Raw genomic sequence first — 20,329 nt, 5'->3', positions numbered from 1 at the left:
GATCGGCGCAGAAATTTTGCGCCAGCCGGGGCATGAGCGCAGCCAGCAACCCGAGGCTCCATGCATCAATCGACATACGCCAAACCGCTCGATCTTCCCGCGCTGAGCGCTGCGGAGCGATTGTTCATCTGGGGATTTCGGGCGAAGGCCCGCAGCGGGGGCGCCGTACCGACGGCGGCCGATATCCAGGAGGTGTATGACTATTTTCGCATCGGCGATGCCGTGCCTTCGCTGGATTCCATCATCGAGATCTTTGCCTGCACGGCGCATACGGCCATCGAGGTTCATTGCCCGACCTGTCCGAAGATGTCGGACAGCGAGCGCGGGATCCTGCACGCCATCGCCGCGGCACAGCAGGACTGCATCGATGTTGCGCGCGCGCAATTCGAGAGCTGGCTTCCACCTGTCGGCGCCGACTGGGCGCTGGCGCCGGTCCGGGGGCTTGCAACGATCTTCCGCATGGCCGGTCTCATCCTGCCCGACCGGCAGGTTCGGTCTTTCGACCATGGCCGGACGATGGCGATGAAGAGCTGGCTGGTCGGAAGCCCCACCCTGCACTGACGAGATCCTTCATGACGCAGGATGCGTGCGGCTTTATGCCAGGCCCGGACGACGGCAAGTCGCGGCTCTGTCCGCTCCAGGCCGTGCTTGCGACGCGCCCCTGCGTCGAGAACTACGATGATTTCTGCCGCGTTGCGCTGTCGCTGTTCCGCTTCATCGCCGCCGCCTATGCGACGGGCGCCTCCGATTGTTGGGAAGCGGCCTATCGGTTTGCCGACGAGGCGCCCGGCATTGCCGACAGCCCGCTACTGGTCGCGCGGGCGGCCGCGCTTGTCAGGATCCTGCGCAGCGGCCGGCCCTGCGATCTCTGCTTCATGCCGCCGTCCTGCCGGCGCCTGTCGAAGGACGAGGCGGAACTGATGCGACTGCTCGCGGTCGCCCGCGGCAAGCGGCCGGGGGAACTCGAATCTGTCGTCTGCCAATTCGTCGGCAACGAAAACGAAGTTGCGACGACGCGGGCGGTCAACGCGCTCGCAGTCTGCTAGCCGCCCTTCTTGCCGAGCACGAGATCGATCGTGTGCGCAGCGATCTTGCGCAGTTGCGGCTCGTCGCCATAGGCACGTTCGAGCACCCCGAGGCCGCGCGTCACCGTGATGATGTGCAGCGCTGCGGCAGCAGAATTGCCGCTGAATTCGCCGCGCTCGGCGCCTGCCGACAACGTATCCTGGACCAGCGCGGTGATGCGCGAGATCAGGTCCGCGAAGGCCCGGCGCGCTTCTTCATCCAGCCCCTCGCCTTCGACCGCACCGAGCTCCATCAGGCCGCGCGTGGTCGGACATCCCCGGGGTGGCGTGCCGGAGCGGAAATTGGTGATGGTCAGGTCGAAGAACGCGGTGAGACGTTTGCGCAAGCTGCCGGCACCCAGCGCTTTTTGCAGGGCGAGGAGATAATCCCTCCGCGTAGCGTTCATAGGCCTGGAGGAACAGCGCCTCCTTGCTGCCGAAGGCATTGTAGAGGCTGCCGCGCTGGACACCGGCTTCGCGCGCGATGTCCGACAGCGAGCTGCCGCGTACGCCCTTGCGCCAGAACTGGTCGAACGCGACGCGCAGGACGTCATCATGGTCGAACTCGCGCGGTCTCAATGTGGATTCCTAGAGTGGATGTTGGCCTAAAGTATTTGACACGACGTCAAGAACGTGTTTTCTGGACATCGTGTTAAAAACTAGTTGGGATTGATAGCCCGTTTCGTCAATGGGTTGAACCGCCGGCGCGGGCGATTTGCCTTGTCCGGTCGGACAGCATGCAAAGGGTCTTGCGATGCCTCTCCTTCACATCTCGATGCGCGCCGGAAAGCCGGAAGCCTACCGTCAGGCGATCCTCGACGGCCTTTATCGCGCCATGCGCGAGGCGCTGAACGTGCCTGAAGGCGACGAGTTCATGACGATTAGCGAGCTTTCGCCGGCAAACTTCCGCTGCGGCGATGCCTATGGCGTCAAACGCAGCGAGGACGCCGTGCTGATCCAGATCACCGTGTTTGCGACGCGCACCGCGGAACAGAAGAAGGCGCTGTACCGCCGGATCGCAGAGCTGCTCGGCGACGACCCGGGCATCCGCCCCGAGGACGTGTTCGTGAACGTGCTCGATGCCCCCGCGGAGAACTGGTCCGTCGGCCACGGCCTCGCGCAGTTTGCGTGAAGCCGCGCCGGCCGTCACTTCACGGCGCAACGCAAGCAGCCATGACACCGTCGAGCTCGGCTTTCGAAAGCACGCCGAGTTCAGCGATGAAGACGATCCGCGCCCGCGGCACGCCAGGGGCGGGCGCATCGCCGGGCGCGAGGGTGGCGCGGCCGCCGGCGAATTGAAACACCATCAGGCGTCCCGGCTGCTCGACGGTCTCGAACAGGCCTTTTGCGCGCGCAAGCTTAGGCGCGAGGCGACCGATCGCCTGCTGCAGGCGCGGCAACGAGAGCGGCTGGTCCGATGTCCAGCTCAGCGTCTCGAAGCGTTCCTCCGCCGGGCGCTTCGGCCCCGGCTCCCGCGGCGCCGGCGCGCGATCGACGGTCGTGGGGAACAGCAGCGCGGATGGAATCTCGCCGTGCTTCGCATCGACCACCACGGCGGGGACGCGTAGCGCGCGGATGGCTTCACGCAGCCGCTCACCCGCGCCCGCCTCCGCCAGATCCAGCTTGCTCAGCGCCACGATATCCGCAACGCGCAATTGCGAGCGCATCAGCGCGTCGTCCAGGGCAGCCGGCGGCGTGCTCGCGTCCATCACGCAGAGCACGGTTTCCAGCGGTGCCTCGCGCAGGATCACCGGGTCCATCAGGTTGCGAACGATATCGGCGGGATCGGCGACGCCACTGGTCTCGATGACGATATACTCCGGCTTCGGATCGCGCCGCAGCAGCGTCGAGAGCGTGCGGAGCAGATCGCCTTCGAGAGAGCAGCAGATGCAGCCATTGGCGAGGCTCACCACGCCATCGCTGGCGCCCGCGATCAGCTCCGCATCGATGTTGATCGCACCGAAATCATTGACCACCGCGGCGATGCGGCGGCCTTCCGCATGCGCCAGCAGATGGTTCACGACCGTGGTCTTGCCGGCCCCCAGAAAGCCCGTCACCAGGAGAATGGGGACCGGCATGGATCAGCTCTCGACGACGGGCCGGCGCACCGGCTTGCCGGGCCGGGCCGCGACATCGAGGATGCCGTCGCTGATCAGCGGCTGGCCGCTGACCACCAGGTGCCGCACGCCCGCCGACGGACGGTTCATCGCCGTGAAGGTCGCGCAGTCGCTGAGCTTCTCGTAGTCGAACACGACGATGTCGGCATCGGCGTCCTTCGTGAGCCTTCCCTTGGCGCGCATCGCCGGCGTGCTCTGCGACAGGATCTCCGCCGGGATCAGCGCGCATTTGCGCACGCCTTCCAGCAGCGACACGGTCTTGCGCTCGCGCACCCATTCGCGAATGAATTTCGTGAAGCAGCCGGCCGAGCGCGGGTGCGAGGTGGCGTCATCGGGCAGCGGCCAGGCGTCGCCGGTGTAGGTCTTGCCGTCCGACGTGGTCCACGGCATCGCGTCGGAGGCGATGGCGCCGCCGGGATACAGCACCGACATGTCGAGGAGGTCGCGGTGATGCGCGTTGTTCTCGGTGTCGAGGATGTGCCAGAGCACCAGCGAGGACGGCTCCTCGGCCTGCGCCTTGAGCAGCTCTTCGCGGTCGTGGAAACGGTAGCCGTCGGTCACGCGCTGCACCGAATCATAGCCGGTGCCGTTGCGTTCGACGAATTCGGGATCGCTGAAGAAGGCGGCGGCCAGCACGGTCGAGCCGGTGCCATAAGGATAAGCCTCGACCGTGATGGGCAGGCCCTGCGCCTGCGCCTTTTCGATCAGCACGCGGCAGCGCTCGATGTCGGTCTTGCTCGACGAATTGAAATGGCAGATGTGCATGTGCGCGCCGGTGGCGCCGGCGTAGCCGATCAGGCGAACATAGGCTTCGGCCGCGCTCTCGGGGTCGACGCGCGACATGTAGGCGACGTGGGTGAAGGTCGGCACGTCCTGCTTTGCGGCAAGTTGGCAGACAGCGGTCAATTCCTGCACGCCGGCGCCGGGCGCGTAGGCGTTGAGGATGCCGATGCCGATGCCGCCCTCGTTCAGGCCGCGCGAAAGACGCTCGAGAATGCCGGCGACCTCGGCATCGCTCGCCACGTTGTCGATCCAGCGCCGGTCGCGCATGGCGTTGCCGAACGCCTCCAGCGAGCTCTCCGCATTGGAACCCGTCATCGCGCCGATGCGCGCAAATGCCCAGTTGGTGGCGGCCCCATAGTTCAGCACGCGGCCTTCCCTGGCCTGCCGCTCATACCACGACCCGACCGGCAGCACGCCGGCTTCGAGATCGAGCGTCGTCGTCACGCCGTCGAAGGCCTGCATCCGGTCAGCCGGGACCGACTGGCCATGCGCGTGCAGATCGATGAAGCCGGGAGCGACCACGAGGCCGGTCGCGTCGATCACCCGCTCGGCGCCGCCGAGGCCCGTGCCGACGGCAGCGATCTTGCCGTCCACGACCGCCACATCGCCAACGGCGTCCATCCCGCTCGCGGGATCCACCACCCGACCGCCGCTGATCACCAAACCGCTCATATCGTCACTCCGAAAAGCCATTGCCCAAACCTCCAAAGGCCCGGCAGCAGCTTTGGCGGCGGAGACCGGCCACATCGCGCACCGTCCCGGCGCGCATCAATGCAGATTTTCGGGGGAACGACTACCGCCGCCGATGCCGACGCATCATGCGGAATCGCGCGCGGTCAGAGCCCGTCAAACCACGCTTTCCACTTCGGGACCGCCGTCGCGAAGGTGCCACGATGGCTCGTGCTCCCGGTGGATACGGCTTCGACTGCCGGATTTCCGCTGCCGATCGCCTGCTGGTAGGTCATGGCGAGCTGGCCGAGCCCGACGCTGATCGCTTCGTCGGTCTCGCCGTAATAGTTGCGGACCGGGCTCTTGACGATCCAGCGATACGCCTGTGTCTGCGCGACGAGCCGCCCGTAGGCCGATGCCGCGAAGAACTGCGGATCGAAATAGTCGGCACGGATCAGCTTGTGCAGATCGGTCGGCACGTCCGCAGGATTGAAGGGCTCGCGCGTGTAGGCCTTGCGCGACACGTCGTAATAGGCATCCGCGATCAGCGAGCGCGCGAGACCTGGCACGCCGTAATAATTCTCGAAGGAGAACGCCGTCAGGATCAACAGCGAATTCACCCAGCTCGCATCGTTCTTGCGCGGGAAGCTGAGAAACCCGTTCAGCGCCACGAACGCGTCGACAGGCGCGCTCGCGGTTGCGGCGGCGTCGACCTTGATGCCGGATTGCTCGAGCTTCTCGAGCATGGCCATGGTCACGAACCCGCCTTGCGACCAGCCGGCGAGAAACAGTTTCGTCGTGGTGAGCTTGAGATGATCGAGCACGGCGCGGCTTGCGATCAGCATGTCGTAGGTCGCCTGCTGGTGGCTCGTCTTGACCATGTAGCCTTCCGGCTCGGACGACGTGCCCAGCCCGAAATAATCGGCGCCGATGACGACATATCCCTGGCCTGCGAACTGCGCGATCGTCAGTTGCGTCTCGGGCGACTGTTCGGGAAACGACGGCACCTCCTGCTTCCCGTAAACCGTGCCGTGCTGATACGTCACCATTGGAAACGAGGTGCCCTCGACGTCGGGGACGGCGAGCAGTCCGGACGCGACCGTCGGCTTGTTGCCGCGCTCCGGCACCACGGAGGCATACGTCACGCGATAGAGGCTGACGGCATTGCGGGCCGGGCTATAGGTTACCGTAATACCGGCGAAGGCCGGCGTATCGACCTGCAGGATCTTGTCCAGCTGGGCGGAATCCCAGCGACCGATGCGCTGGTATTCGACATTTGCCGACAATTTGACGACCTGGCTATCCTGCGCCCGGGCCGAAAATCCCGGGAAGAGCTGGATAAGAAGCAGCAGCGAGAAGCACCGAACCAATTTCATGCAAAAGACCCGTTGAATGAGACGTGATAGGCCTAAGCGGTTTGGGTTGAGATTCTGTTTCGGGTTGACGGGTCCGCTGTGACTTCGCAACGGTCGCTATTACGCGAATCGGTGCAAAGCGCTAATCATTGCGGAGAATTGCAGGTCCAATTCGGAGACGTTCCATGGCCCTTCCCTCCGTCCAGCAGCAGCTGACCCTGCCATGGGGCCCAGATATGCGTTCGGCACGGGACGATCTCCTCGAAAGGTATCTTCATCTTCGCGAAATCTCCAAGAGACTTCATCACGAGGTTCTGAGGTCCATCTCTGCCGACACGATTCTGAATTGCGCACGGCGGCTCGGATTGGCGAAGGGGAAGACGTTCGTTCTCGATCATGAGGACGAGATGTACTACGTCTACGACCTCGCCATTTACACCGCGCCGGCCGATCGCTCCCGAGCAATCGACCGCTACGCGAGGTCGGCTGCGTTCGAACCGCAATCCGACGAGAGGTTGATGTTGGACGCGATGTGCGCGTCGCAGTTTGCGATCCTTCTGATCGAGCGACATCACGAATCGGCAGGCCTGATCGCCACCGATATTCTCCGCAACTCCGAGGTGTGGCTGCTCGACGTTGGGCTCGACAGTTCGATGGACGAGGGAGAGCTGATCGCAACCAGGCTGATCACCCCCGGGGCTTTCTCGATGACCGCCGGCGTCAACGTTCCGTTCGAGATCGAGATGCTCGATGCGGTTTGCGCGCTGCTGCCTCGGAACATCGCCAACAGCAAGCTCAGTCGCGTCGCCGAAGACAGACGCTTCGCCGAAGCCGTCTACACGATCGGGCTGATGGATGGCGTCACGGACAAGATGGCTCATCTTTGATCTGCCGGACCGGCTGTGACCTCTGCCCGGAGCGCGGGTTGAGCTCTCGCGAAACCATTGCACCTCCGGACGCGGCGCGCTTCAATCCATCATCATCATCGACGCAGGCGAACACCATGCCGGCAACCATGGGGAACATCACGGAGGCCTTCGAGTTCGCCAATACCAACGGCGACCTGGGAGAATTTCGCGCGTTCGTCTGCAGGCAGACCGGAAACATCCATTATCAAACCGATTTCATTGACGCCGCCGAGTTGAACGACGAACTGCCCGAGGACATCGACGACGAGGACAAGTACATCGCGCTTCCGGACAAGCGTGAACTCGGCCTGGGCAAGCCGCTGGTGCTCGACTTTGCCCGGGAGTTCCTGCCGAACGATTTCGACGAGGTCCGCTATTTCTTCAGCAAGCGGGGCGCTTATCCGAAATTCAAGGCGCTGCTCGCCAGACGAGGCGCGATCGATCGCTGGCATGCGTTCGAGGCGAAAGCCACGGAGCAAGCGTTGCGCGAATGGTGCGTGCTGAATGAGATCGAAATCGTCGGCTGATTTTCACTCAACCTGTGGCATAGCCGGCGCACCGCCAGGGCCTGGCGCCTTCACCCCTGCATGACCCGCTGTTGCGGCTCCAACTTGACTCTCTCACTCTCGCTCTCGGGAAGGCCATGCTGATCTGCACCTTGTGCATGTCCAGGCGCGATCCGGTGAAGTTCGTGCTGGCATGCACCAGCCGGAATTCCTTCGGCACCGGCGCGAGCGTCACGGCACCGCCGACCCTTCCATCGAACGTCGTGGTGAAGGTGAGCTCGTCGGTGAACGTGTCAGGGCGCCATCCTGCGGCAGATCTCAAATGGCGCGACGTTGTCGCCTGATGCCGACGCGTAGCCCCCATGTCCGCCCCGCAGAACAACAACATCAGGTTGCAACGCATGGCGACGGGTGGTCAAGGATTCCTGCGCGAGGCGCTTTGCGCGCCCCGGACCCGGAGGCCCGGAGGTCGCACAAGCCGTTCGCTCAGTTCTGCCGGTGAATGGTGATGTTGATGTGGCCACCGCCGCCGAGACTGCCGAGAGCCTCGATGCCTTTGCCCCATTGTTCGCCGACCCACTTCGCAGCCGAATGAACTTCATGCTTGATCCAGCCCCAGACGCCGCCACCGGCGATGACGTCGAGCTCTTCGATGGACAGTTCGCGGCTTTCAAACCCGGCGTGGTCAGGATTCTTCATTGGCGTCTCCAGTTGGTGATGCGGGCCATCCCGCAAGCACGGGCAGGATGCGCGCACATGCCCGGCGAGAGCTGTGACGATGATCACCTCGGTCGCGACGAGCGATGAATTGTCACTTCAGTCGGGGGCAGCGAGGCGGGGCTATGGCATGAAGAGACAGGCGTGGCCGGAGGCTCGCCTGTGGCATCCTTCGAAACGCCCGCTACGGCGGGCCCTCAGGACGAGGTTACGTTGTGTGGCGCGAGTCTGGGACCGAGCAGAAGCGGATATATCAACGCTCGATGGAGCCAGATGGCGCTCCCTAGGAGCCTCTGGTTGATTGTCCAGTGATCGAGATAGTATCGATTTTCATGCACAACTTCAATAATTTGTCGCCAGTCTCGGAACAATTCCTTCCAGAAGTATTTTCCGGTGCGGCACATTTGTTGGACGTCTTGTTGGACGAAATTTAAGGGCCTCACCGTAGAGGCCATTGACGAAATCCGCTGGACGATGACGGCCCCCGACGCCTGAAACATGCTCGTAACCCAGCTGTCGCGAAATGCGACGCACGAATGCCACCTAACCCGATGGCGCCGCCGATACGGGCTGCAGTCGAGAACTGAGAGATCACTCATTGAAGCAGGTGGAGCTTTGCCGCCACCTTGCCTTTGCAGGTCTCCCTTACCACCCGCGCACCAGATCCGAGTGTTTGCGTTTCGTGCTATCTTAGATTAAGCTAACATGCCATTAAACCTTGAGGAATGGATACTGCGGCTCAGGGACTATGATGAAAATCGAAGGAATAGCTGGTGGGACCCCTTCCGACAGGTATGAATGCTCAAATTCCGGATTGCCCATCATTCTTGGTCTTGAACTCCTGGCGCAAATATGATCGTCAGGCGAGCTTGTTTGGAGATGCCGGGCAAATCATCCTGCCCGCACAACGCGTTGGCATTATCGGGCTTGGCGGCGGGCTCTGCTCTAGCTGAGCTCGGGGTCTGGCCGTCGGTAAGTTTCTGCTCGCATATCTGATCGGGCTAAGGTGACGAACCAGCCGCGCCTTCCATGCCCCAGCACCCGATTCCATCTAGGCGGGCCGAGACCCTCCCTTTTCGGAAGGTACAATGTCGATGGAACAAGCAAAATCCGCTGTGCCCGACCTTTTGGAGAAGCTTAGCCGCAAGGAATGTACCGTCGGGATTGTTGGTCTCGGGTATGTCGGTTTGCCGCTCTGCCTTGCGATCGCGTCCGCTGGGTTACAGGTGATCGGCTTCGATATCGATCGCCATAGAGTAGGCTCACTGATCAGTCTCCGAAGCTACTTCGAGCATATCCCCGACCTGGCGATCGAGAGCCTATTGGCAAGCCGACGTTTTCAGGCAACGGACGATTTCCGCCGTCTCAATGAACCCGACGCGATCCTGGTCTGCGTGCCTACGCCGCTAACGCCTCACCGCGAACCGGATCTGTCCTTCATCATCTCGGCGGGCCGTGCCATTGCGCAATATATGCGCAGGGGGCAACTCATCGTTCTGGAATCAACGACCTATCCCGGAACGACCGAAGAGGTGCTCCGTCCGATACTGGAAAGTACCGGTATGATAAGCGGGCGCGATTTTTTCCTCGCTTATTCGCCGGAACGCGAGGATCCCGGAAACCCCAGTTTTACCACCGCCGACATCCCCAAGATCATTGGCGGGCTTGACGCGGGGCGCGACCTCGCTGTTGCCCTCTATTCGAGCTTCGTCACCAGGATTGTGCCTGTGTCGTCGGTGGCTGTTGCCGAAGCGGTCAAGCTCGCCGAGAATGTCTTTCGAGCCGTCAACATTGCGCTCGTCAATGAACTGAAAATGATTTTTGATGCCATGGGGCTGGATGTGTGGGAAGTCATCGAGGCCGCCAAGACCAAGCCGTTCGGTTTCATGCCGTTCTATCCGGGGCCCGGCATTGGCGGTCACTGCGTTCCAATTGATCCGTACTATCTGACATGGAAAGCGCAGGAATACGGCCTGGTCACCCAGCTCATCGAACTGGCGGGCCAAATCAATACGGGCATGCCGCAATACGTCGTAAACCAGCTGGCCCTTGCGCTGGATCGCCAGCAGAAGATCGGGTTGAATGGCTCCCGTATTTTGGTGGTCGGCCTCGGTTACAAGAAGAACATCGATGACACCCGAGAAAGCCCGGCCTTGCGACTCATTGAGCTGATCGAAGCTCGAGGAGCGACGGCGGATTTCTTCGATCCGTTTGTAGCGACGATTCCCGTAACGCGGAAGTCTCTGGCCGGCCGAACGTCGTTCAAGTGGGATATTGCTGCGCTTTCGATCTATAACGCTGCGGTCATCGCTACGGACCACGACTGCATCGACTACGCCTCTCTCGTGAACAGCTGTAGACTTGTCATTGACACGCGGAACGCTTGCCGCCGCGCCGGCATAGATGCCCCTCATGTCGTGAGGGCATGACCCGATCGACCTATCCAACGCAACCGTCATGGTTGCGCCGCCGGCTACGCCGCCGGATGCCCGAGCACGGCGCCTAAAGCGGGATGGGTTTAGACTGAATCGATTTGGGATTCCCAAATCAGTCGGTTTCTGATTCACCATGCTGGCTGGACGGAGGCCAGCATGGATGGGCAAGCCGTACTCTCTTGATCTTCGCAAGCGTGTTGTGGCCGCGATCGAGGGCGGGATGTCCCGCAATCAGGCCGCCAAGCAGTTTGGGGTGGCAATCAGCACAGCCATCGGCTGGATGAAGCGGGTTGATGAGACCGGCAGTGTCGAGCCTGGCCAGATCGGCGGCTACAAGCCGAAGGCAATTTCGGGTGAGCACGCGGTCTGGCTGTCGCAGCGGATCAAGGACGGCGATTTCACCATACGTGGTCTGGTTGCTGAGCTCGCCGGGCGCGGCTTGAAAGTCGATTATCACTCGGTATGGGACTTCGTGCATGCCGAGAAGCTCAGCTTCAAAAAAAGCGTGGTGGCTGGCGAACGCGATCGTCCCGACGTCGCGCGGCGGCGAGCCCAGTGGGCAAAATATCAAGATCGCGTCGAAGCTGAGCGGCTCGTCTTCATCGACGAGACCCGGACCAGGACCGATATGGCCCCCTTGCGGGGATGGGCGCCGCGCGGGAGCCGGCTTCACGCCAAGGTTCCCCACGGCCGCTGGAAGACCATGACCTTCCTGGCGGCCCTGCGCCATGACCGGATCGATGCGCCATGGTTCATCGAAGGGCCGATCGATGGCGTGAGCTTCCGCACCTATGTCGAGAAGGTTCTCCTGCCGACCCTTCGGCCTGGCGACATCGTCGTCTTGGATAACCTCGGCAGCCACAGGAGCAAAGCCGTTCGCCAGCTCATCCGTTCGGCCGGCGCCAAGCTGTTCTTCCTGCCAAAATACTCGCCCGACCTGAACCCGATCGAACAGGTCTTTGCCAAGCTCAAACACCTCGTCCGCAAAGCTGCCGCGCGAACTGTCGACGCGGTCTGCGCCGCAATCGGCCACGCACTCGACGCCTTCACCGCCGAGGAATGCGCCAACTACCTCAAAAACTCAGGCTATCGAAGCTAATCCCATCACGCTTTAGTACGCTCTCGCGAGCACGACATCCAGCACTGCCGGCTCGCCTGTTATGATGCATCGCCCCTCGTCGCCGGCCTGGTCGTAAGGGATGCAACGAATTGTAACGCCAAGCCCGCGCAGCACCTCGTCTGCCTCAGGGCCCTCACGCAGTTTGCCGCGCACGAAACCGTTGCCGGAATTGAAAAAGGCTTCCAGTTCGGCGGCATTCTTGATGTCATTTCGCGTCATGCTGGCTTGAGTCGCCAATGCACTATCCGTCAACTGCTGTTGTACCATCGCCAGCTCGTTAGTTATTCCCGATACGAAGGAACCGACGCCATAAACGGTAGGCTTGGCGCCGACTTCGAGACGCTTGTGTACAGAGACCTCGGATTTCTCGTTGTCGCGAGGGCCAATTTCACAGATAAACGGTATACCTTTCTTGATCCATTTCCAGCGCTTTACGGCCGCGCTTTCATCACGAAGGTCGACGAATACGCGAACCGGTTCATCTGCAAACGACTGCCCGCCGAGTTGGTGGGCGAGCGATTGACAGGCTTGAATGACCGCGTCACCCTGAGTGTCGTTGCGGATGATCGGGATGACAACGACGTGATACGGCGCGATTTTCGGCGGAAGGCGCAATCCATCATCATCCGAATGAACCATGATGAGCGCACCGATCAATCGGGTCGATACACCCCATGAAGTGGTGTACGCCAGTTGACTTTCACCGTTTCGGTCCTGGAAAGTGATGTTAGCCGCTTTGGAGAAGTTTTGACCGAGGTAGTGGGAGGTGCCCGACTGGAGCGCTCGGCCATCCTGCATCATCGCCTCGATCGTGTGAGTCTCGACCGCGCCCGGGAAGCGTTCGCCGAGGCTTTTTGTCCCTGCAATCACTGGAATAGCCATGCAATTTTCGACCACGTGGCGGTAGACGCCCAGCATGGTTTTGGTGTGTTCGACGGCCTCCTCCGCTGTTGCGTGCGCCGTATGTCCTTCTTGCCACAGGAATTCGGTGGTTCGTAGAAACATGCGCGGCCGCAACTCCCAACGAACGACGTTTGCCCACTGATTGATCTTCACCGGCAAATCGCGGTACGACTTGATCCAGCGGGCGAAGGCTTCTCCGATAACGGTTTCCGACGTTGGCCGAATCACCAACGGTATCTCGAGCGGAGCGGCGGGGATGAGTTTGCCGTCCCGGCTTTCGAGGCGGTGATGCGTGACGATCGCCATCTCCTTCGCGAAGCCCTCGACGTGGGTCGCTTCCTTCTGGATCAGGTCGATAGGAATGAAGATCGGAAAATAGCAGTTCTCGTGGCCGGTAGCCCGGATTTCGCGATCGAGATGCCCCTTGATCCGCTCCCAAATCGCGAACCCCCAAGGCTTGATGATCATGCATCCGCGCACGCCGGATGGCTCGGCCATATCAGCACCGGTTATCACGGCTTGATACCAGTCGGCGAAGTTCTCCGCTCGGGTCGTATCGAGTGCGCTTTTGCGTGCCTTGTTGTTCATGTGAGTCCTCTCATAGTCCCCTGGAAACTTCGCTCGTTTGCAACACGCATTGGAAGTGTCAATATGAATGAAACGATACGGAAATGGAACAGCCGCCCCCGAGTATAGCGCGCACCAGTTCGCGCTTCTACCCGCATGCGGAACGGCCCAGAACCGCTCGCGCGTTGGGGTTTCGATCTTTGCGCACGGCAGCGGTCGATCCTAAGGAAACGCGATGGTATCTCTCATCGTCTTAGTCGCAGAAACCGACCTCGAAGAGCTGACCTTTTGTGAGGCCATATCACAGCATCGGCCGCGCAATGTCATTCCTCTGATTGATCGCTCTTCGCTGCCAACCCGCTTCGAAACGGCAGCTCGCGCCGCGGGATATGACGTGACATTCGTATCGTCGGTCGACGATGCGTTACGCATGGCTGACTTCTCGGCCCAGGATGCCCAGGAGGCCAGTCCGATAGCGATCATTGCGGGGAGCGCGGATGTCCTTGCCGGACTTGCGCTGTTTCTCCGTGTCGTCGCCCCTGGCGCCATTCTGCTAAGCGAAACGTCTTCGAGCGGGCCCGGGGCTGACGGGCTTCCCGCCGGTTCAGCTTTGCTGCTGGACGACGGCGGCCCGCAAAGTCATTTCCTTTTGGAGATCGCTCAACGTTTTTGGCAAGAAGAACGTCCCACTGGCCTCGTGCCGGCAGCGGATGGCGATACTGCCCGTCTGGGTCTTGCCAAGGCCCTGTCATTGTCCAACATCAATACCCACGCCCCTGAAGTAGTTTGTATCCGCCGATCCGAGACCGCCGCTAACGATAGCGCCGAATTGGTCAAAGCGTCGACGGCCATGATCATGGCCGGTCACGGCAATCCGATAGATCTTGGTCTAGGCGCCGGCAGGATCATATGCGGGCAGCAACCTTCGGCGTCGAGAGCGCCTGCCCGCGGCAGCTTTCCCTGCATCCGCGGAAAATTGTGTCTCCGCCAAATTTCTTTTGGCCGGCCACCGACCGATACAAGCAACCTGATCGATCCGGAGGTCATAAATTCCCGTATCATTGTATTTCTCGGCTGCGGAACGGCGCCTCTTCCCGGCAGCACCTTTAACCTGGAATCGACCATGGTGATGCGTTCCATTGCCGGAAATGCCATTGCCGCGATTGCGACGACGGGCATTACACCATTGTCCGATGAACTGATCTACATCGTGAGCGCGGCGCTCTCCGCGGGCTGGCCGCTGGAAAAGGTTGCCCGAGAAGCCTCGCACTGGGTCCGAGCCTTCTACAAACAGGAGGCATCGGCGGTGCCTCATTTTGTCGTTTTTGGAAATCCATTGACGCGCATTGCAAACGCGGTTGATCGCCAGGCGGAGGCCGGCGGCAATCTTTCTGCGCAGCAGGGGTTGACCCGAGCGGCGGGCGGCCTCGAACGAACAATCAGGGACATCGTGGAGGCCTGGCCCGGCTGGCTTCTAGACGCAGGTGGCAACGCGCCCAGCGATTCGATCGCGGAGACGATCGGACTGATTGGATTGTTGCATCGATTCCTTTCAACGTCCGGCCACATAGACCAGGCGCTGGAAGCGGTGCTGAAACAAGCTGCCTTTCAGGTAGAGAATTTGCTTTTGTCTCTCTTGCTGGATCGTGGTCCAAAGCGCCGAGAAGTAACGTTCGCTGCCTGGGAGAGTTTCGCACACCCGGTCCGGAACGAGGGTGCAAGCGAAGTTCCGTGCCCCTGTGGCCGGCAGTCGATCGTCGCCAACTGGTTCGAACTGGCGGTTACGCCGCATCTGAAGCGGCGAGTCTTGACTTGCCCGCTGTGCGGTCCTGTTTCCGAGGATGACGGGATCATACCGTTCAGCACCCAGTTCTCGATCGGCGCAAACAAATTTACTGCGAAAATAAAGATCGAGGCTCCGTCAGATCGATCCGTGCTGCTAGCAGTGCGGGCATTCGTCGAACATTGGGGGTTAGCTGACCCGAGCCTGTCACCCATCCAGAATCTTGAAATCATGAATGGCGAGGTGCTGGAATTGGCGATGGAGGCCGATTTGCCCGCCGGCACGCAAAAGGGTATCCGCTACGCGGGGGTGATCGCTGTCGTCAATGGGCACCCTTCTTCTGTGCGACGGCCGCTTCACTGCGCGTAGCGTTGACTGGACGCGTTTTTCGGCCTCGAGGTCGTCGTGCCTCTATTGTATCGGATCTGGAAATTGCACGCCGAGCTTGACGGCCCATGAGCGGAGGTCTGACATAATGAAAGGATGCAGCTGAATTCCTTCCGCGAGCTTTCGCTTTCGACCCTCGATCGCTGTTGCGCCCGGCATGCGAACAGCAATATTTCTGGAATCCGGCCGGCTGTTTTTGCAAATTTCGACCAGATGATCGGTTTGCCGCAGGAAGCTCTCCTTCCCCGCGAGCCGCTCGGGGCACATCGCTTGAATGAAAACCGTATTTTCCCAGCCCTTGGGTTTATCTGCACGTCCAAATCCGGATAGCCCCTGCGTCGCTGCCTCAAGCCACAGCAGCAAGGCGAACCCCTTGTGGCCCTGTTCAAATCCCCCCAACGGCAGAATTGAACCGACGTTGTCCCCGTCCTGAAATACGACGCCCGGATCATTCGTCGGATTTCCAGCGTGGTCTACGGCAATGGGATAGGGAAACAACTCTCGTTCATTCGACAGGCGCCACGCACGCCCCACCGTGCTGCTCGCAAGCGCCATATCGATAAGGATCGGCCCATCTTTTGACGTTGGAATACCGACGGCCAAGGGCGCCGGATTGAAAAGCGGATCAGCTCCGTGATGAGCGGAGACGTGCTGCTCCGAAGGACTGGTGCTCGCGACAAGCACCATGCACGACCTGTCGGTGGCGTATTCGAGATAGGTCGCCAGGCAGGCAGTGTGCATGCTGCGCCGGATCATGATCGTACAGATTCCGCACGACAATGACTGCTCGGTTGCATGTTGAACGCCTTTGGTCACCAACCAGGGCCCCGGCAGGCAATTGCCGTCCCACACCGCGCAATGACCCAAATCCGAAACCGTGGAATACGATCCGGACTTTGCCATCCGGCCGTCGAAAAGCGCCTTCAGATATGCGCCACAGAGTTGTAGTCCGTGCGTATCGTGACCGAGCAAATCGGCGTCCACCAAACGCGACGCAACGACCGCCGACTTGTCGTCATCGAGGCCGGCTCTGCGAAACAAGGTTTCGCAGAGCTGGCGCAACTCGTGCGCGCCATAGCTTGCGACGTTGGCCGTCATGCAAAACTCCGTCAGCCCCAAAACATCGGAGCGTCATATCCCGAGATGATCTGTTCGAAGGGATGGATACCTTCGATGGATGCCACATGGGATGCCACATGGCTTGCGAATGCCGAGGGCGGCGTGACGACGCCTTGCATGTTCGCCGCCAGACCCCACGGCGTCGGCCGTCAAAGATGAAACAATTCCGGGATTTCTCTGCGTCAAAATCGCTATCGCGGATACTCGTCCCGCTACCATGCCATCGCAGGCGACGAGATCAGCTGCACCCGGGCGGTATCACTCGCAATTCGTTCGACTTCGTCCGATCTCATGCCCGCCTTGCTACCGATTTTTTTGGCGTCATCCACCTTTCCCTTTTTCAGCGAACTGACGAACATCGACCATTGAGTCTTGTGCTTGTTGAAATAGGAAACGACTGGGTTCGAGGTCGCGGGCGCTTGCTCCTGCTTCGTCTGCGCCACCGCGTCGGAAGACGGCAGACAATTCAATGAAACAGCCAACGTGATCGCCGTGATCCAAGCCAGCCTCACATCGCTAGAGGTGGCTGATTTTTCAATAGTCATTCGATTCTCCATCATTAAATTCGAATTGTGATATTGATCATCAAAACGCGCAGTACAGCGCGAGCACGACGTGCTCCAGCACAACAAACCGCCTTTAATTTGAACCGCAATCTGCCGTTTTGTCGATCAGCCCGACTGCGTCCGCGCCTATTCTATCGCGAGTATTATCGTTGCCCTACTCGTTAAGGCGTGTCAAGAATGGAGTAAGCAACCAGGGCATGCAAGGAGTCGGCCGGCTTGGTGAACGCGCAGGGTCTTTCCCGCCCCCACTCGCGAAAAGGCATCATTTTCGGAGCGTCGGCCGGCGTTGGTGCTGCACTGGGAGTTCGGTTATCGCAGACGGAGGACGTCACCTTCGTGTCACGCCGGGGCATCGCTCCCGAAGGGGCGACCGGCCGTGCGGTTGGATGCGACGTGCGAGACTACAGCGCCGTGGCACGCATCATCGAAGCCACGCCACAACATCTCGACTATGTCGTGTCGTGCGTCGGAGTTGGCTACTATGCGCCTTACAACCGGGATTTCTCTCACTGGTGGGAAGAGATCCTGAGCACCAACGTAACCGGGAACGTCAACATTCTGTCGGCCGTGATGCGCCTCCGGCCGGAGTGCCGTCAAGTCATCGTTCTGGGGTCGGTGGGTGCGCGCAGACCCTCTCGAACGCCTGGTAACCAGATGTACCGGGCCAGCAAGGCGGCATTGGCCGTCGTACTGGACGATATCCGGCTCGAACTGCGCGCGAGCGGCAGCCTCATGAAGATTTGCAACCTGGCACCCGGATTCATTGAGCCGACTGACTTCGGTCGGCGCTATTATGAATCTGATCCTGCGGCGAAGACCGATCTCTACGGCAAGTTTCGCGGGCTCAGCCCGGAAGAGGTTGCCGGCGTGATGGAATGGATTTTGGCGGGTGCGGCCAATATCGACATTACCGAAATGATACTGCGGCCAACTGCCCAACCGGATTAGACGTCGGGGAATCTGCGTGGAAAATGGTAACGGTTTTTCGGCCCCGCGGCGGGTGTTGCTCGTAGGACTTGGTCGGGCCGGCCAAAGGTTCAAGAGGGCGCTCGATTATATCCAGTCCAGCACCCCGTCCTTGCTTGTGCTGGCCGGAATAGTCGACGCCGATCCGCGCAGGGCTTTTGCTCATGCACCGGATGTGCCGGCATTTACCGAGGTCGATGAAGCCGTGAACGCCGCCTTGCCGGACGCCGCCATTGTTTGTGTCAGCGAAGAGTCCCATTTCGACGTGTTGCGAGCATTAGCCGTCAGCCCGGTCAAGGTCATATTGTGTGAAAAGCCGCTGACGGCAACGCTGCGACAAGCGGAGCAGCTCGAAGAAGTGTTGCGAGGCAAGCGTCTCAGCCTGAACATGGTTGAACGGTTCAGCCCGGTCGTCCCGGCGTGCATGCGCTGGTTGGCCGAACGGCCGGATTTGACCGTTCGCCGTGTGGAATTCTTCTGGGGCAAGCATCGCATCAAGGATGCGCGCCCCACTATCGGCGTTTGCAGCGAAGTGATTCATCCATTGGATCTCGTCAGATTGATTTTTCCGCAAACTCTAACGCTCCAGGCGGCATTCGGCGTGGAGAGTGACCTTCACGTGACGGCCGCTCCCGTGCTCGACAGCGTGTTCGTCATGTACCAAGGCCGAACTTGCCCGGTCGTCGGTCAAAGCTCGTTCGCATGGCCGGGTCGTGACCGGCGGGTCGTCGCCTACGTTGCTGGAAAGACCGATCTTTTTCGTATCACCCTCGAGTTCGATCATCCGAGCTGGGACTGCGATCGTCTGGAAATCCATGCGATTGACGAAACTACCGGCATCTACCAGGCCGTGTTCAAGTTGGAGACTAGCACTGCCAACTTCCCGGCGGAGTTGCGTCATGTCTACAAGGTTGGTCAATTCTTGCGCCACAGTCTCGGTGCCTCGAACGGAGAACCGCTCGAAGTTCCTCTGGTGGACTACGAAGAAGCCTTATCCTTGCAACGAGTGATCGAGCAGCTTGAAACGGAGACCAAACGGTCGCCCGCCAGGTTCCGTGCATCCGAAACCGGACATGTATCATGATCATGGTAGAGCAGTTCGCCCCCTGGATCGACGGCAACTTGGAACGCATTGCGGAGCGTCTGAGCGCCTATCTCGCGATAGATACCGTATCGCCGCGCGAGGGTGATGCGTTCGATTTTCTACACGAATATCTGCAGGAGGCGGGTTTCGCGACGCGCGAGGTCCCCATCTTCGCGGAAACGCTTGAGCATAACGATGCTTGCCCAAGCCCACCCTCGCGCATCAATTCAGGCGGTCGCAAGAATTTTTGTGCACACTACAGGGCGGATGATACGACCGAAACGGTGATCGTAAGCTGTCACATCGACGTGGTGCCTGCGCCGACGTGGCCCGAAGCGTTCACTCCGCGAGTCGTCGATGGCATCGTCCACGGCCGTGGAGCGTGCGATACCAAGGGAAACCTCGTCATGCTCGTCGAGGCGATCAGGTTTTTGCGAGAGTCGAAAGTTGCCCTGACCAAGAATATCGACTTTCAAGGCGTGATCGAAGAGGAGATCGGCGGCAATGGAGCGCTGTCCATGGTTCTGCAGGAGCGGTCCCGAGCCCAAGCGGCATTGATTTTGGAGCCGACTTCGCTGCGGCTCTATCGAGGACACCGCGGTTGTCTCGGTTTTACGCTTACTGTTCACGGCGCTGCCGCCCACATGGGGGCTTCCGTAAACGCTATCGGGCCCGTCCAGGCCGCTGCTCTGTTCGTCGAGGAAATGACCCGTGTCGAAGAGCGTTTGATACACGAAGCACGCAGGGAGCCTGCCTTCGACGAGTGGCCGCGCCCGATACAAGTCAATGTCGGGCGCATCGAGGGTGGAGAGTGGCACGGTACGATCGTGGACAGGTGCCGCGTCATGGTGAACATGGGCTTTCCGCCGTCGTGTGGACTTGAGAAAGCAAAGGCAATCGTGGAGCAAGCCGTTCGTCAACTCCGAGAGAAGTGTGGACTGGCGATCGATGTTGTCTATGACGGGATCAGGAACGACGCTTATCTCGACCCGGTCCAATCGCGTTTGATCGATGCTATGAACAGGGCGCTTCTCGACAGCGGCGTTGAGGTCGGCAGCGTGAATGCGTGGAACGTGAGTTGCGATGGGCGCACCTACGCCAAACATCTGGGCATTCCGACGCTGATCTTCGGCTGTGGTGACCTGAAGGATGCGCATTCCAACCATGAAAGTCTGAAGCTCGATTCCCTGGTCAAGGGCATCAGGGTCATGTCATCGTTTTTTTCGGCTTCGGCATCGGAGAAAACTTTCTCGGTATCTTGATCTGTGACACTAACAGGG

The 20,329-nt window shown here is 60.5% G+C and carries 20 protein-coding genes and 1 pseudogene; 12 read left to right on the top strand and 9 right to left on the bottom strand.

The annotated features are described in order from the left end of the window. The first annotated feature begins 60 nt into the window (after nucleotides 1-60). Both ACQ86E_RS19745 and ACQ86E_RS19740 read left to right on the top strand, forming a co-directional pair. Complete coding sequence (locus ACQ86E_RS19745) at nucleotides 61-561, top strand: hypothetical protein (RefSeq protein WP_431201400.1); 501 nt, start codon at nucleotides 61-63, stop codon at nucleotides 559-561. A gap of 11 nt (nucleotides 562-572) precedes the next feature. Further along, the gene (locus ACQ86E_RS19740; RefSeq protein ID WP_431201399.1) at nucleotides 573-1,046 is read left to right on the top strand and encodes a hypothetical protein; all 474 of its coding nucleotides are present in this window, start codon (nucleotides 573-575) and stop codon (nucleotides 1,044-1,046) included. Here the strand turns inward: ACQ86E_RS19740 and ACQ86E_RS19735 are convergent. After that, nucleotides 1,043-1,411, bottom strand: coding sequence for a TetR family transcriptional regulator C-terminal domain-containing protein (locus tag ACQ86E_RS19735; RefSeq protein ID WP_431201398.1), 369 nt, complete (start codon nucleotides 1,409-1,411; stop codon nucleotides 1,043-1,045). The two genes, ACQ86E_RS19740 and ACQ86E_RS19735, sit on opposite strands and share 4 nt — an antisense overlap. Nucleotides 1,412-1,535: 124 nt before the next feature. Next, nucleotides 1,536-1,643, bottom strand: a pseudogene (locus ACQ86E_RS19730) (TetR/AcrR family transcriptional regulator); the annotation flags it as partial. 175 nt (nucleotides 1,644-1,818) lie between these two features. Here ACQ86E_RS19730 and ACQ86E_RS19725 point away from each other — a divergent pair. Continuing rightward, nucleotides 1,819-2,196, top strand: coding sequence for a tautomerase family protein (locus ACQ86E_RS19725; protein ID WP_431201397.1), 378 nt, complete (start codon nucleotides 1,819-1,821; stop codon nucleotides 2,194-2,196). 19 nt (nucleotides 2,197-2,215) lie between these two features. On the opposite strand, the gene ACQ86E_RS19720 is transcribed toward ACQ86E_RS19725, so the two are convergent. The 3 genes from ACQ86E_RS19720 to ACQ86E_RS19710 all read right to left on the bottom strand — a co-directional run bounded on the left by ACQ86E_RS19720 (nucleotide 2,216) and on the right by ACQ86E_RS19710 (nucleotide 6,009). Further along, nucleotides 2,216-3,142 (bottom strand): CobW family GTP-binding protein, encoded by a 927-nt coding sequence (locus tag ACQ86E_RS19720; protein WP_431201396.1) that lies wholly within the window; start codon nucleotides 3,140-3,142, stop codon nucleotides 2,216-2,218. Between the two features lie 3 nt (nucleotides 3,143-3,145). Then, nucleotides 3,146-4,636, bottom strand: coding sequence for an amidohydrolase family protein (locus ACQ86E_RS19715; RefSeq protein WP_431201395.1), 1,491 nt, complete (start codon nucleotides 4,634-4,636; stop codon nucleotides 3,146-3,148). Between the two features lie 164 nt (nucleotides 4,637-4,800). Further along, nucleotides 4,801-6,009 carry an alpha/beta hydrolase family protein gene (locus ACQ86E_RS19710; RefSeq protein ID WP_431201394.1) on the bottom strand — a complete coding sequence of 403 codons (1,209 nt, stop codon included), beginning with the start codon at nucleotides 6,007-6,009 and terminating at the stop codon, nucleotides 4,801-4,803. A 344-nt stretch (nucleotides 6,010-6,353) separates the two neighbouring features. On the opposite strand from ACQ86E_RS19710, the gene ACQ86E_RS19705 reads away from it, so the two are divergent. The 3 genes from ACQ86E_RS19705 (at nucleotide 6,354) to ACQ86E_RS19695 (ending at nucleotide 7,746) form a co-directional block, all read left to right on the top strand. Next, on the top strand, nucleotides 6,354-6,875 hold the full coding sequence (locus tag ACQ86E_RS19705; RefSeq protein WP_431201393.1) for a hypothetical protein: 522 nt from the start codon (nucleotides 6,354-6,356) through the stop codon (nucleotides 6,873-6,875). A gap of 38 nt (nucleotides 6,876-6,913) precedes the next feature. After that, nucleotides 6,914-7,423 carry a hypothetical protein gene (locus ACQ86E_RS19700; protein WP_431201392.1) on the top strand — a complete coding sequence of 170 codons (510 nt, stop codon included), beginning with the start codon at nucleotides 6,914-6,916 and terminating at the stop codon, nucleotides 7,421-7,423. Nucleotides 7,424-7,539: 116 nt separating this feature from the next. After that, nucleotides 7,540-7,746 carry a hypothetical protein gene (locus tag ACQ86E_RS19695; RefSeq protein WP_431201391.1) on the top strand — a complete coding sequence of 69 codons (207 nt, stop codon included), beginning with the start codon at nucleotides 7,540-7,542 and terminating at the stop codon, nucleotides 7,744-7,746. 142 nt (nucleotides 7,747-7,888) lie between these two features. Here the strand turns inward: ACQ86E_RS19695 and ACQ86E_RS19690 are convergent, their stop codons facing one another. Beyond that, on the bottom strand, nucleotides 7,889-8,101 hold the full coding sequence (locus ACQ86E_RS19690; protein WP_431201390.1) for a hypothetical protein: 213 nt from the start codon (nucleotides 8,099-8,101) through the stop codon (nucleotides 7,889-7,891). A 1,106-nt stretch (nucleotides 8,102-9,207) separates the two neighbouring features. On the opposite strand from ACQ86E_RS19690, the gene ACQ86E_RS19685 reads away from it, so the two are divergent. Together ACQ86E_RS19685 and ACQ86E_RS19680 are read left to right on the top strand one after the other, a co-directional pair. After that, entirely contained in the window at nucleotides 9,208-10,548 is a 1,341-nt protein-coding gene (locus tag ACQ86E_RS19685) for a nucleotide sugar dehydrogenase (protein WP_431201389.1), read from the top strand. Nucleotides 10,549-10,714: 166 nt separating this feature from the next. Next, nucleotides 10,715-11,653: an IS630 family transposase gene (locus ACQ86E_RS19680; RefSeq protein ID WP_431201388.1), complete on the top strand. Its 939-nt coding sequence runs from the start codon at nucleotides 10,715-10,717 to the stop codon at nucleotides 11,651-11,653. A 12-nt stretch (nucleotides 11,654-11,665) separates the two neighbouring features. Here ACQ86E_RS19680 and proS read toward each other — a convergent pair whose 3' ends face one another. Continuing rightward, nucleotides 11,666-13,165 carry a proline--tRNA ligase gene (proS, locus tag ACQ86E_RS19675; protein WP_431201387.1) on the bottom strand — a complete coding sequence of 500 codons (1,500 nt, stop codon included), beginning with the start codon at nucleotides 13,163-13,165 and terminating at the stop codon, nucleotides 11,666-11,668. A 214-nt stretch (nucleotides 13,166-13,379) separates the two neighbouring features. On the opposite strand from proS, the gene ACQ86E_RS19670 reads away from it, so the two are divergent. Next, complete coding sequence (locus tag ACQ86E_RS19670) at nucleotides 13,380-15,296, top strand: hypothetical protein (protein WP_431201386.1); 1,917 nt, start codon at nucleotides 13,380-13,382, stop codon at nucleotides 15,294-15,296. Nucleotides 15,297-15,338: 42 nt separating this feature from the next. Here the strand turns inward: ACQ86E_RS19670 and ACQ86E_RS19665 are convergent, their stop codons facing one another. Next, entirely contained in the window at nucleotides 15,339-16,412 is a 1,074-nt protein-coding gene (locus ACQ86E_RS19665; RefSeq protein ID WP_431201385.1) for an Ldh family oxidoreductase, read from the bottom strand. A 233-nt stretch (nucleotides 16,413-16,645) separates the two neighbouring features. Continuing rightward, a complete protein-coding gene (locus ACQ86E_RS19660) occupies nucleotides 16,646-16,978 on the bottom strand; it encodes a hypothetical protein (RefSeq protein WP_431201384.1) in 333 nt (110 codons plus the stop codon). Nucleotides 16,979-17,218: 240 nt separating this feature from the next. On the opposite strand from ACQ86E_RS19660, the gene ACQ86E_RS19655 reads away from it, so the two are divergent. Genes ACQ86E_RS19655 through ACQ86E_RS19645 form a run of 3 tightly spaced genes read left to right on the top strand, consistent with a single transcriptional unit; the run spans nucleotide 17,219 to nucleotide 20,311 of the window. Then, nucleotides 17,219-17,947, top strand: coding sequence for an SDR family oxidoreductase (locus ACQ86E_RS19655; protein ID WP_431206514.1), 729 nt, complete (start codon nucleotides 17,219-17,221; stop codon nucleotides 17,945-17,947). Nucleotides 17,948-17,963: 16 nt separating this feature from the next. After that, a complete protein-coding gene (locus ACQ86E_RS19650; protein WP_431201383.1) occupies nucleotides 17,964-19,049 on the top strand; it encodes a Gfo/Idh/MocA family protein in 1,086 nt (361 codons plus the stop codon). Then, the gene (locus ACQ86E_RS19645) at nucleotides 19,046-20,311 is read left to right on the top strand and encodes a M20 family metallopeptidase (RefSeq protein ID WP_431201382.1); all 1,266 of its coding nucleotides are present in this window, start codon (nucleotides 19,046-19,048) and stop codon (nucleotides 20,309-20,311) included. The genes ACQ86E_RS19650 and ACQ86E_RS19645 overlap by 4 nt, the downstream gene beginning before the upstream one ends. The last annotated feature ends 18 nt before the right edge of the window (nucleotides 20,312-20,329 follow it).

The sequence above is a fragment of the Bradyrhizobium betae genome (assembly GCF_050632175.1).
In the GTDB taxonomy this organism is placed as follows: domain Bacteria; phylum Pseudomonadota; class Alphaproteobacteria; order Rhizobiales; family Xanthobacteraceae; genus Bradyrhizobium; species Bradyrhizobium betae_B.
This window is presented reverse-complemented; position numbering and strand designations above follow the sequence as displayed.